Source organism: Sessilibacter corallicola, assembly GCF_021290925.1.
Taxonomy (GTDB): domain Bacteria; phylum Pseudomonadota; class Gammaproteobacteria; order Pseudomonadales; family Cellvibrionaceae; genus Sessilibacter; species Sessilibacter corallicola.
In genome coordinates, this window is the sequence record NZ_JAJSLX010000002.1 from 672,093 (window position 1) to 684,575 (window position 12,483).

Here is a 12,483-nt window from a genome sequence, read left to right on the forward strand (position 1 = left end):
ATGTCTGGCTCCGGTTTTAATTCTAAAATTGACTACGGTGATGAATCCGATCTCGTGCCCATGGCTGAGGTGCGCGAGCTCTGCTACAAAGTGTTGGGCGGGCTCGAAATTCCTAATCACGTCAGCCAATTAAAAATGGAGTACGACCGAATCGATCGGGGCGATGTGGTCATGAAAATGCCATTTCAAGAATCCTTAATCGGCAATCCAATAAACGGCGTTATGCACGGCGGCGCAATTACCACTTTGTTGGATACCTGTTGCGGTGCCGCGGCGTTGAGTGTTTTAAAGGATCTTTCTTTCGCCCCCACGTTGGATTTGCGGGTTGATTATTTAAGTCGCGGTGATAACCAAAGTGAAATCTGGGCGCAGGCAGAAATTTATCGCCTGACAGACAGTATTATTTTTGCGCGCGGTATCGCTTATCAAAATCGAGAAAAACCTGTGGCACAAGTACACGCTAATTTTGCACGCTTGAGCCCAAAACACACGGCTGTTATGAAAGAAAGTATCTATGCTATTTTAGGGCGTGAGTAATCTTTTTTAGGACGTTAGTAATCTTTGGCAGAGGTTTCTACAATGTAAACGTAACAACAACTAATTATAAACGTAACAACAGCTAATAAAAATATAACAACAACTACCTACATTATTAAGCGTTAGGTTTTAGTTCAATAGACAGATTGGCCCTCATGCAAGATTTTCCGCAAACTCTGCAAAAGCTCAAGCAAACAGGCAATGCCCAAGACCTGGTTGGTTTGATTCCGTACGCGCAAACACTGGGTGTGGAAATTCAAACCCAAGAAGAAAACCGGTTGCTGTTTGTATTACCTGCTAACCACGATGTAGTTGGCAATCCAACCCTGCCTGCCATTCACGGCGGTGCGCTTTCTGGCTTTATGGAAGTTTCTTCAGCGTTGTATTTGCTGTTTTGTTCGCAGCGATTAATTATCCCTCGCGTTGTTGATTTTTCGATTGATTTCTTGCGAGCCGGCAGGATCGTCGATACGTTTGCGTCGTGTGAGGTCATGCGACAAGGTGCGCGGGTTGCGAATATTCAAATTACTGCTTGGCAAGATGACGCCTCCCAACCCATTGCAACTGCTCGGGCCAATTTCCTTACCGAACCATTGGAACTACCGTCGTCCTAATCTCATGATTGCACGGCGAGCCTTGAACGGTTGAGTTGATTTATTTTTACACAAGGCTCGAATTAACAAATTTCCACTCCTTGAAATTCATTTAACAGCCCCCATTCTACCTGCCATACCATGGTGGAGTAGCCGCTCCGCCCAGAATTAGATTGAGCAAAGACAGATAATTTGAGGAGCTACTCTCGATGACAGCTGCCCAGAAGGAAACCCGTGGTTTCCAGACAGAAGCCAAACAATTATTGCATTTGATGATTCATTCTCTGTATTCCAACAGAGAAATCTTTCTACGTGAATTGGTATCAAACGCCTCCGATGCTGCCGACAAATTGCGTTTTGCAGCGCTTAAAGATGACAGCCTGTTTGAGGGCGACAGTGAATTAAAAATTCGCGTTGAGTTTGATAAAGACGCGAAAACCGTGACCATTTCCGATAACGGTATCGGTATGTCCCGTGACGAAGTGGTCGAGCATTTAGGCACCATCGCAAAGTCTGGTACGGCGGCGTTTTTACAGAACTTAACCGGTGACGAGAAAAAAGACTCGCACTTGATCGGTCAATTTGGTGTGGGTTTCTACTCCGCGTTTATTGTTGCTGACAAGGTTGAAGTATTTACACGTCGCGCTGGCGCTTCTGCTGAAGAAGGTGTGCATTGGGAGTGTGACGGCGAAGCGGAATACTCGGTAGAAACGGTCGCTAAAGCAGATCGTGGTACCAGCATTGTGCTTCACTTGAAAGACGATCAAACTGAATTCGCTGACGGCTGGCGTTTGCGTTCCATCGTGAAAAAATACTCTGATCATATCTCGATTCCGGTCGTGATGGAGAAAGAGCAGCCTATGCCAGAAGAGGGCGACGACAGCGAACCACCAGCGCCAGAAGACGAAGTTATCAACACGGCAACCGCGCTTTGGACACGTTCACGCAGTGAAGTTACCGACGAAGAATACACCGAATTCTACAAGCACATTTCCCACGACTTTGCCGAACCACTCAAGTGGAGCCACAACCGTGTTGAAGGTAAGCTAGATTACACCAGCCTTTTGTATCTTCCTTCTAAGGCGCCGTTTGATATGTACAACCGCGACGGTTCTCGTGGCGTGAAGTTGTACGTTCAACGTACCTTTATTATGGATGACGCAGAGCAGTTCTTGCCAATGTACCTGCGTTTCGTAAAAGGTGTGGTCGATTCTGCCGATCTATCCCTAAACGTTTCCCGCGAAATTCTTCAAAAAGATCCTAACATTGACGCCATGCGTTCGGCCCTGACCAAGCGTGTATTGGATATGTTGGAAAAAATGGCTAAGAAGGAGCCAGAAGATTACGCGAAATTCTGGGCTGAATTCGGCCAAGTCTTAAAAGAAGGCCCGGCTGAAGACTTCTCTAACAAAGAAAAGATTGCCAAGTTGCTTCGCTTCGCGACGACTCAAACGGATTCAGACGCACAAGACCAATCACTTGTTGATTACGTTGAGCGTATGAAAGAAGGCCAAGACAAGATTTATTACGTTGCCGCTGAGAACTTTAATACGGCTAAAAATAGCCCACACCTAGAAGTTTTCCGCAAAAAAGGCATCGAAGTTCTTATCCTGTCTGATCGTGTTGACGAGTGGTTGATGGGCAACATGATGGACTTCGACGGTAAGCAATTCCAAGACGTAGCAAAAGGTGCGCTCGATCTTGGTGATTTGGATACCGAAGAAGAGAAGAAAGCTCAGGAAGAAAGCGAAAAAGAAATGGCGAGCTTAATTGAGCGAGCCAAAGAAGCGTTGAAAGACGACGTCGCTGACGTTCGTATCACTCATCGTTTGACTGATTCTCCTGCGTGTTTAGCTGTGGGCGAGCATGACATGGGTGCGCAGATGCGTCGCCTGATGGAGCAAGCCGGTCAGGCGTTGCCAGAATCTAAGCCTAATCTGGAATTAAACCCAGACCATCCTTTGGTTAAAAAGCTCGATATGGAGCCAGATGAGGATCGCTTTGGCGAATTAATTAAGATTTTATTCGATCAAGCGAATCTCGCCGAAGGCGGAACCTTAGCTGATCCAGCAACTTATGTTCAAAGGCTGAATAAACTGTTGTTGGAATTATCCAACTAAGCAAAAAAGCCAAGCATTTGCTTGGCTTTTTTATTGGCTTGTCCTATAAAAGTGGCTCAAAACAATAATTCAAGGATTACCATGCCTGGTTCTAAAAAGATCGTGGTGCTTGGGGGAGGGAGTTTTGGTACGGCAATCGCAAACTTCACTGCGTCCAACGGTCACGATGTTTACCAATGGATGCGCAATGAAGAACAAGCGCTCAATACGCAAAAAAGTCGAGAAAACGCTCGATACCTTCCGGGTTTTACTCTGAACGAAAATTTACAGGTTACCTCCGACCTTGGCTTGGCCCTGACTGGCGCCGAGTTGGTTTTTGTCTCTATTCCCAGTAAATCATTTCGCTCGGTGGTTCAGCAAATCAAACCGCTGCTAGAGCCCAATGCTGGCGTTATCAGTACCGCGAAAGGTATTGAACCACAAGGCTTCACGCTTATGAGCCAGATTTTGGAAGAGGAATTGAAAGGGCACCCGATTGCCGTGTTAAGCGGTCCGAACTTTGCCAAGGAAATTCTTCAAAATCAGCAAACAGGTACGGTGATTGCGAGTGAAAATGACGCATTAGTAACTTCTGTACAAGAAGTGCTTAGCTCGCCGACTTTCCGGGTTTACGGAAATCACGACCGATACGGCGTTGAACTTGGCGGTGCGCTTAAAAATATTTACGCCATTGTCTGCGGAATGGCTGAAGCGATGGGCACAGGTAAAAATACTCAGGCAATGCTATTGACCCGTAGTCTCGCGGAAATGAGCCGCTTTGCCGTTGAGCTGGGTGCGAATCCGCTGACATTCTTGGGGCTCTCTGGCGTTGGTGATTTAATCTTAACGTGCACATCTGACCTGAGTCGCAACTATCGTGTTGGATTTTCGATAGGCTTAGGCAAAGGGCTCGACCAAGCCATTGAAGAAATTGGTCAGGTTGCCGAAGGGGTTAATACCGTAAAACTCGTTAAGCAAAAAGCCGATGAACTGGCAGTGTATATGCCACTGGTTTCCGGTTTACACGCAGTGCTTTTCGAGGGGTTACCGGTTGCAGAAGTTGCCAAAAAGCTGATGCAGGGCGAGCAAAATCACGACGTGGAGTTCACGGTTAAACACTATGACCACTAAACATTATTCGATATTTAATGAAGCGCTCTGGATTCGAGTCATCTTCATGGTGATCACCGCTTTGGTGGTTTATGTGAGTGTATTCATCTGTTGGCTGATAATACTCGTACAAATACTGATAACCGCGGTATCTGGTCAAGCGAACGAAAACCTTAAGACATTTGGCGCTGCTTTGTCCCAGGTAATTGCGACGGGTTTTCGCTTTTTGTGTTTCCAATCGGAAGAAAAGCCTTTTCCTTTTTCTGATTGGCCGCAGCCTAAAGCGGATAATAGCCACGATTAACACGTTGCTTGCGTTAACTTTGCCAAGTTGGGCGTACCGCATACTTAGTTTTAATGATTGGGAGTATTGCAATGAAACTCTTTTTATTGCGACATGGCCAAGCCGAAGACTATTGTGAAAATGACGCCGGTCGAAAGCTGACCGCCAGAGGGATTGCCGAAACGGAATCCATCATTAATCGCAAGCTGCCCGAATTGAGTGATGCAACATCCATTTGGGCAAGCCCCTACGTTCGGGCGCAACAAACGGCGGAGATTGTTAAACGCTGTGTCCCCGATTTATCCATTGATACCACCGATTTATTGGTGCCCGATGCCAACCCCCAGCGATTAGCGAAAGCACTAGAGACTTGCGGGGTCGATTCATTGATTTTGGTGACGCACCAACCATTGGTGGGTACTTTCTTGGATTGGCTGGCGGGCCTTGAAACCGGGCGCTACCGCATGGGAACCAGTGCTTTGGCGTTGATTCAAGCGGAGTTTATTGCCGGAGATTGCGGCGAGTTAGAATGGGTCGTGCAACCTTAGCTCGACCAACTGTATAACTGATCATGAAGGGCATGCAGCAGTTGAGAATCGCGCGACGGTAATAGCCACTAATATTAGTTAACGGAATGCTAGTTATCGACTGAAATTAATCACTGGAGAATAAATAGATAAAAGAACAGCAGAGAGTTTGCTCTGTCTGAAAGGGGAGTTTCTGTTGGAATTGGCTCGTCAGCATTCCAAAGAATACATTTGTTTTGGCAGCAAAAGTGCTGATGGGTGCCAAATAAGAGCGCCAAATAAGGACACCAAATCCGGCCTACATTATTGCAATAAAATCTGTTTAAAAATAAAAACAGTAAAATAAAATGATCAAAAGAATTATCAGGTCCATGCAACTGGCAAGTTGCATGGACCTCTTGAATTTTGACCAGCTTCCCTTGACCTTACCTGGTCTATGTCAGTTATTCCCTTATGCTTCCTGCGCGTTTCCTTGAACCAATATCCCTTGCCTAAAGCCCTTCCTGAGCCCGTAATCCTTTCTATTAGTCCCTTCCATTATTCAACAAGATTTCCGTATCTAACCTAAAAACACATTCTTCCTGAATGTAAAGTTCCGTTTCTTTCCTTGTTAAATCTTTCCCTTTCAAGCTTCCTGCCTGCGTCCTTGAATCCTTATGCTTCCTGCGACACCTCCTTGATGATTGGCACAATTTGAAAATCCTATTCAAAATCCCTGTGCTGGTTCCTGTTTCACTCAAATCCGTGAGCGTGTAATTCCGTTTACCTTTTTCCTTAATTACAGCTTCCTTCCTTGATTACAGCTCCTATCCTTAGTGCTGTTACTGTCCTTAGTAATGTCCCAATCCTTGGTCTCTTCCGTGAATTCCTTTGTTGTACAGCTGATTCATTCAGCTATCCAGTGAGTCCTATTTATGAAGTATCATCCTTTGATACTTGTGCTCAAAAACCAGAAGAAATTCAGCTTAATCTACTAGTGTGTCCAAATCCTATGGTATCTCACTATATTTCTGTAATTATCTCTGTCTTGTTTGACTGGAATATTACAGCTGCTTTTTATTTCTGTTTTCAAGCTATGGATCTATTGTGCTCCTCAACCGGGGTGGCGTATGTAGGACAAATACAAAAGTTTTGTAGGATATGTCGCACAAGATGAAGCTAAATTCCACTTTGTTCTTTTTAAAACTGTGGCTATGCCATACAAATATATAAGCTTAATATCCTGAAAAGTATTGAAAAAATGGGTGTTGAATACAAATAAACCGGTTAAGTTTATGTTTTAATACTTGAGCCTACACAGATTCGAGCAAAGACAGTTTGTGAGAATTTGTTAGGTGCATGAGGTAAAATGGCCAAAATTGTCATAGTACTCACTTCAGTTTTTCGTATAAATTTCTTTTAGAAAAATAGGTCTTGTGCGAATTTTTTCATTCTGCAGGCCAACATTGCAGTGATACCTCTTTCTATTCCCCGATGCAGTCATTTTATGTTCCGTAAATTTGAAGGGTTTGTAGACCCGTTTCCTCCCGAGCACACTCAACAGCCGCCCAAAGGACTGTTTGCCTTTTGCCGTCACTACACGCGGGGTATCGAGAAAATCTTGATCATCATGGCGTTATTGACGGGGTTACTCGCCGTTGGTGAGGCTTTTTTGTTCGGCATTTTGGGGCAATTGGTTGATTGGCTGGTAGAAAGTGATCGATCGACCTTTTTGCAAGAGCAATGGCCGCAGTTACTGGTGATGAGCTTGTTCATATTAGTGGGCATGCCAATCATTGTGGTGCTTCATTCAATGGTTGTTCACCAGTCGCTGCTGGGTAATTACCCTATGGCAGTCCGCTGGCGAGCGCACCGTTATCTACTGAACCAAAGCTTTGGTTTTTTTCAGGATGAATTCAGCGGTCGAATTGCCACCAAGGTGATGCAAACCTCCCTTGCTGTGCGCGAGTCGGTGATGAAATTACTCGATGTTATTTTATTTGCCTGCGTGTATATGGCGACCGGATTGGTGTTGTTGGCTGGTGCCGACGTGCGTGTTGCTCTGCCGTTGGTGGTGTGGTTACTGGGTTACATCGCAGTACTGAGATACTTTGTGCCGAAGCTAAAACAAATATCGGAGTTGCAAGCCGATGCCAGATCGTTGATGACTGGACGCGTGGTCGATAGCTACACCAATATTTTAACGGTGAAATTATTTTCGCACTCCAATCGCGAAGCCAGCTATGTGCGCGAAGGCATGGAGGGCTTTTTGGAAACTGTCCATCCACAGATGCGATTAGTGACTTGGCTGAACCTTTCCGTTTGGGTCATCAACATGTTATTGGTCTTTAGTGTGGGGGCTTTGAGCATTTGGTTGTGGATGTTAGATGCCATTAGCACAGGCGCCATTGCTATTGCCATGAGCTTAGCAATTCGTCTTACGGGAATGTCGCATTGGATTATGTGGGAAGTGAGCAGCTTGTTTGAAAATATGGGCACAGTCACCGATGGCATGAACACATTATCGAAACCGCATGACGTGGTAGATGCAGACAACGCCCAACCACTGACTGTTGAGCAAGGAAAAATTGCTTTTAATGCCGTGGGTTTTTCCTATGAAAGCGATAAGCCCAATGCACCTGCGGTATTTGAAAACCTGGGCATTGAAATTTCTGCCGGTGAAAAAGTCGGTATTGTCGGCCGCTCGGGTTCGGGTAAGTCTACGTTCGTAAACTTATTGCTGCGTTTTTACGATATCCAAAAAGGCGACATTCGAATCGACGGCCAAAATATCGCGTACGTTCAGCAAGAAAGTCTCCGTGAACATATTGGTATCGTTACGCAAGATACGTCGTTACTGCATCGGTCCGTGCGTGAGAACATCAAATTCGGGCGTCCCTTTGCCAGCGACGAAGAAATGATTTTGGCGGCAAAGCAAGCCGAAGCACACGATTTTATTTTAACGCTTTCTGACTCCCAGGGCCGAACCGGTTACGATGCTCACGTGGGTGAGCGGGGTGTAAAACTCTCCGGTGGGCAAAGACAGCGAATCGCGATAGCGCGCGTGATGTTAAAAGATGCGCCGATCTTAGTCTTGGATGAAGCTACCTCGGCGTTGGATTCCGAAGTAGAAGTGAGTATCCAAAAAAGTCTCGATCAATTAATGCAAGGCAAAACAGTGATTGCCATAGCGCACAGACTTTCAACCATTGCGGCAATGGATCGGTTGTTGGTGTTTGATCAAGGAAAAATTGTTGAGCAGGGCAATCACGATCAGCTAGTACAACAAAACGGATTGTACGCTCAGTTGTGGCGGCATCAGTCAGGTGGCTTTCTTACCGATTATTAATGAGTGATTAAATAATAAGAGAAATTTATAAGCCTGATAGCTTCGTTGCCTTTTAGCTTTTTATATATTTTCTTCGCTCAACAAAAAACCCGGCAATGCCGGGTTTTTTTAACTTCTTTGTACAGCTTTTAATTAGTATTTCAAAGCGATACGGAAGTCGATGCTGTCGATGTCGTCGCCGTCATCGAACTCATCTTGAGACCATTCAGCTGATAGTACAGTGAATTTGTTGTACAAGTAGTCAACACCGAAACGGAAAGTTTCGAATTCAACTTCATCAGCTTCGGAGTAGTCTGCGTAGAAGCTTAGCTTGTCGTTTGCTTTAACAGAAGCTTCAACGATCAAGTAAGTTTCGTCATCATCAAGAGCGATACCGCCAGCTTCGATGATTGCTTCGTCGATTTGTTGGAATTCAGCAGAGATGTCGAATACATCGTTAGTCCAACCCAAACCAACAGTAGTGATAGACTCACCGTCGTTTTCTGGATCAACGAAGATAGACTCTGCACCGATTACACCGTACAAACCAGTACCAGCGATGTTAGTACCGCGAAGTTGTAGGAATAGGTTGTCAGAAACAGAAGAACCGTCGTCGTCGAAGTCAGCGAAAGTTACGTCGTCGTAAGTGCTGTTTAGATCGAAAACACCACCGCGTAGAGTGAACTCACCGAAATCAACCCAAGAGATGATCGCAGGACCCGCTTGGTTAGAAGTAGCGAACAAACCGCCAGCACCGTATTCGATAGAAGCTTGGATGCTGTGGTCACCTGGGTAACCTTCTGGCTTCAAGCCGAACAATAGTGGCTGTGCACCAACAGAGAAGCTAACTGCAGAATCGCCAACGTTGTTAAGAACGATGAATGCATCTTTAACGTCAACATTACCGTCAGCGTCTTCGTCGCCGTCAGTAAGGATTTCAGTACCGAATACCAAAACACCAGTTACGTTTTTGTAAGTAGATTGAGCAGCCAAAGCAGCTTTGGTAACGCCTAAACGGTCTTCACCTTGCTCTTCAGAGTAACGGTCACCGTCACCGTAGTCAGCGCGGATGAAACCGCCAACTTTAACTTCTACAGTGTCGTCCGCAGCGAAGCTTGCTACTGGCGCTAAAGTGGAAGCAATGATTACTGCACTGGATAATTGTTTCTTGCTAATCCACATAAAGTATTCCTCCAATGAAAAGGGATTGATATTTTATTAAGTAAATCTGTAACGCAAACAGAGATTGATTTTTATGTAAGTTAAAAATCAGGGCATGCCACAAATTAATTGGTTGCTTTATAAACCAATCTCTGGGTTCCCTTTAAAAGTCTTTTAAGTGGAAAACACTTAAAGGAAGGCTAGTAATAATTATGATGTACTTTTGGGGGCCGGATTATAGCAATAATGTGCGTAAAGACTACTGTGTGTACTCCGACTATAATCCCCTCAAATTCGATTGTGTGAAATATATCACATAATCGAAATATTGTGTTCCAGCCTCAAAAAATAATTAATATTTTTTGCCTCTGATTTTTTATTTTCTACACCACTGATTTATTCACGGCTCTTAACGGTGTGTTTATAAAACAGTCAGCTTTATTATTTAGACAGCAATGTGAATAATTCATGAACGCGTCTAAATTTCAACCTCAAGCATAATCAATTGATTGTTCGGTCGTCAGAATTAAAATCAAAGACTCTCGAATGATTTTGCCTTTATTACGGATTAACCGAAATAGTGGCAAAGTTCGCAATTGCAACCCAAACCGGAAAATAAAATGATACCTTCCAAGAAAAAATCTTGTTAGTGAAAATATTTCGCATTAAAGCATTTCTATTTGCTTTTAATAACGTTGCATCACATACAGTGTGTTTATGTGATAAACATTTATTAATTGTCTCACCCAACCATTAACAATAAATGAACATGAATTAATTAATGGTTTTTCAATTTACAAAAATAGAAAAATAGCGCGGAGCCGATGGCAAGTCAGTTTCAATTCATAAAAGAGCTTATTTCCCTGATTTAAAAGGGCTCATCGTATTGTGTGATGTCATTTTTGTGATACTACAACATTTTCATTGTTCAAAATTTTCGAACCTGTTCGTTAATTGCAACCGGTTAATCCGAGGTTCTTTACGTTGTGATGTGTCAATTCACAACCTTTGTATGACGATGTTTTTTCCGTATACGTTTACCCATTCAGAAAATTGTTGAAATTTTAATGCATGAAAAAGTTGTAGTTTTCTAAATCGATAGGCCGTATTGGTTTTTGTGCATTGTTTTATAAACAAGCTGTGTGCCAAATTGAGAAATGGGAAGTGCGCAGCGGCGAGGTTGGACTTTCCTACGAAAGTAGAATACTTATCGTAGGAAAGTAATTTTAGGACGATAACCAGTAATCGGTTTAATGCTATAGATTGGCTTCTGCGTATTCTGCAAGAGCGGATCTAGGGACGCCTTGTAATTGTATGCTGCCGCCAAAAATAAAGTTCTTAAAGCGTTCGTTAAGGTAAGTTAGGCCGGAACTTGTAGCATTCAAATAAGGGGTGTCAATTTGGGCCAGGTTACCCAAACAAATCACCTTAGAACCGTTACCAGCGCGAGTAATAATCGTTTTTATTTGGTGAGGGGTTAAATTCTGACTTTCGTCAATAATGATTAAACTGTGTTGAAAGCTGCGTCCGCGAATATAATTTAATGATTTAAAGTGTAAAGGAACTTTGTTTAAAACATAGTCAACACTGCCATCACAGTCTTCGTCTTCACAGTGCAGAGCTTCTAAATTATCGGTGATAGCGCCAAGCCAAGGCTCCATTTTCTCAGCCTCAGTACCGGGTAGGAAGCCAATGTCTTCGTCTAAGCCTTGAATACTGCGTGTAGCGATAATTCTGCGATAGGCTTTCGTTGCCATGGTCATTTCAATGGCAGCAGCGAGTGCCAAAATGGTTTTACCAGAACCTGCCGCGCCGGTGAGATTCACCAAATGCACTTCTGGATCCAGCAGTAGGTTTAAAGCACAGGCTTGATAAACATCTCGAGGCACCAAGCCCCAGGCTTCTGTCTCCAGTAAGCGTCGCTTGTCTAGGTGCAACACCGTTATTTCATCGTCGTTGACTTCAGTAACACGGCCAACGAAACCGAGTTCGTCTAAAATAAACTGGTTTGGATAAATGTCGTCAATGGGATCTTCTTTTGGCAGGCGATGCAAGGTTCTTCCCATTTCCTGCACGGTTTCTACTTTTTCGATTAAATCCCAAAAATTCCCAGAAAATTCGATAAACCCTTGATGCAGATGATCGATATCTGAGATGGATTGATCGTTGTGATAATCCTCAGCTTCAATACCACAACCGCGCGCTTTAAGACGCATGTTAATGTCTTTGGTAATTAATACGACTCGCTGTTCAGCAAATTCATGTTTTAACGAGTGAATGTCATTAAGGATTTTATTGTCGTTGAGATGTGTGGGTAAGAGCGAGACATTTTCTGGGCTTTTTGGCATTAAGATTGATAGCAAGCCTTCGTTGTCGCCGGTTTCTGCTCTTGGAATTGGAATGCCTGCCTCCACGGCTTCTGGATCGGCACCACCCAATATTTTATCGATTTCACGTATCGCTTGTCGGCAATCTGCGCCGATTGCGTTTTTACCATTTTTAAGTTTGTCGAGTTCCTCAAGTACGGTGATTGGAATGATAATGTGGTGTTCTTCAAACTTTAATAAAGCTGTGGGGTCGTGGATAAGGACGTTCGTATCTAAAACGTATCGAGTGGGTTGAGGGGTGTGGTTTGTTATGGCGATGTGCGCTTGACCCATAAGCAACGATTCCTCTTGCATGAGATAAAAAGCCTTGTCGCAAAGTATTTAAATACAATATTTAACATAATTAAATGCTGTGAAATATTGTTTTAAAGCACTCTCTTATAGACTTTTATAACACTGAAATTTCTAAACTGCCAGTGTTTAGACCGATAAAAAGCAGAAAAATTGTGGGGGTGATTTGGAGGGGATCTTACAATATG

At 43.9% G+C, this 12,483-nt stretch carries 9 protein-coding genes; 7 read left to right on the plus strand and 2 right to left on the minus strand.

Annotated features, from left to right (window positions below):
* The 7 genes from LU361_RS10205 (at nucleotide 1) to LU361_RS10235 (ending at nucleotide 8,477) form a co-directional block, all read left to right on the plus strand.
* On the plus strand, nucleotides 1–537 hold the full coding sequence (locus LU361_RS10205) for a PaaI family thioesterase (RefSeq protein ID WP_233088739.1): 537 nt from the start codon (nucleotides 1–3) through the stop codon (nucleotides 535–537).
* A gap of 155 nt (nucleotides 538–692) precedes the next feature.
* Nucleotides 693–1,151, plus strand: a complete 459-nt coding sequence (locus tag LU361_RS10210; RefSeq protein ID WP_233088740.1) for a PaaI family thioesterase — start codon at nucleotides 693–695, stop codon at nucleotides 1,149–1,151.
* Nucleotides 1,152–1,339: 188 nt separating this feature from the next.
* Nucleotides 1,340–3,250: a molecular chaperone HtpG gene (gene htpG / locus LU361_RS10215; RefSeq protein ID WP_233088741.1), complete on the plus strand. Its 1,911-nt coding sequence runs from the start codon at nucleotides 1,340–1,342 to the stop codon at nucleotides 3,248–3,250.
* A gap of 81 nt (nucleotides 3,251–3,331) precedes the next feature.
* Nucleotides 3,332–4,360, plus strand: a complete 1,029-nt coding sequence (locus LU361_RS10220; protein ID WP_233088742.1) for an NAD(P)H-dependent glycerol-3-phosphate dehydrogenase — start codon at nucleotides 3,332–3,334, stop codon at nucleotides 4,358–4,360.
* Nucleotides 4,350–4,643: a DUF4389 domain-containing protein gene (locus LU361_RS10225; protein ID WP_233088743.1), complete on the plus strand. Its 294-nt coding sequence runs from the start codon at nucleotides 4,350–4,352 to the stop codon at nucleotides 4,641–4,643. The genes LU361_RS10220 and LU361_RS10225 overlap by 11 nt, the downstream gene beginning before the upstream one ends.
* A gap of 71 nt (nucleotides 4,644–4,714) precedes the next feature.
* Nucleotides 4,715–5,170 carry a phosphohistidine phosphatase SixA gene (gene sixA, locus LU361_RS10230; RefSeq protein ID WP_233088744.1) on the plus strand — a complete coding sequence of 152 codons (456 nt, stop codon included), beginning with the start codon at nucleotides 4,715–4,717 and terminating at the stop codon, nucleotides 5,168–5,170.
* Between the two features lie 1,465 nt (nucleotides 5,171–6,635).
* Nucleotides 6,636–8,477 (plus strand): ABC transporter ATP-binding protein, encoded by a 1,842-nt coding sequence (locus tag LU361_RS10235; RefSeq protein ID WP_233088745.1) that lies wholly within the window; start codon nucleotides 6,636–6,638, stop codon nucleotides 8,475–8,477.
* 132 nt (nucleotides 8,478–8,609) lie between these two features.
* On the opposite strand, the gene LU361_RS10240 is transcribed toward LU361_RS10235, so the two are convergent.
* Nucleotides 8,610–9,638, minus strand: coding sequence for a hypothetical protein (locus LU361_RS10240; protein WP_233088746.1), 1,029 nt, complete (start codon nucleotides 9,636–9,638; stop codon nucleotides 8,610–8,612).
* Nucleotides 9,639–10,873: 1,235 nt separating this feature from the next.
* Nucleotides 10,874–12,277, minus strand: a complete 1,404-nt coding sequence (locus LU361_RS10245) for a PhoH family protein (protein WP_233088747.1) — start codon at nucleotides 12,275–12,277, stop codon at nucleotides 10,874–10,876.
* Nucleotides 12,278–12,483: the final 206 nt, after the last annotated feature.

What these genes read in the sequence shown, in the direction of transcription:
- LU361_RS10205 (WP_233088739.1), top strand. Translation starts at nt 1, where the DNA reads ATGTCTGGCTCCGGTTTTAATTCTAAAATTGACTACGGTGATGAATCC.
- LU361_RS10210 (WP_233088740.1), top strand. Translation starts at nt 693, where the DNA reads ATGCAAGATTTTCCGCAAACTCTGCAAAAGCTCAAGCAAACAGGCAAT.
- htpG (WP_233088741.1), top strand. Translation starts at nt 1,340, where the DNA reads ATGACAGCTGCCCAGAAGGAAACCCGTGGTTTCCAGACAGAAGCCAAA.
- LU361_RS10220 (WP_233088742.1), top strand. Translation starts at nt 3,332, where the DNA reads ATGCCTGGTTCTAAAAAGATCGTGGTGCTTGGGGGAGGGAGTTTTGGT.
- LU361_RS10225 (WP_233088743.1), top strand. Translation starts at nt 4,350, where the DNA reads ATGACCACTAAACATTATTCGATATTTAATGAAGCGCTCTGGATTCGA.
- sixA (WP_233088744.1), top strand. Translation starts at nt 4,715, where the DNA reads ATGAAACTCTTTTTATTGCGACATGGCCAAGCCGAAGACTATTGTGAA.
- LU361_RS10235 (WP_233088745.1), top strand. Translation starts at nt 6,636, where the DNA reads ATGTTCCGTAAATTTGAAGGGTTTGTAGACCCGTTTCCTCCCGAGCAC.
- LU361_RS10240 (WP_233088746.1), bottom strand. Translation starts at nt 9,638, where the DNA reads ATGTGGATTAGCAAGAAACAATTATCCAGTGCAGTAATCATTGCTTCC.
- LU361_RS10245 (WP_233088747.1), bottom strand. Translation starts at nt 12,277, where the DNA reads ATGGGTCAAGCGCACATCGCCATAACAAACCACACCCCTCAACCCACT.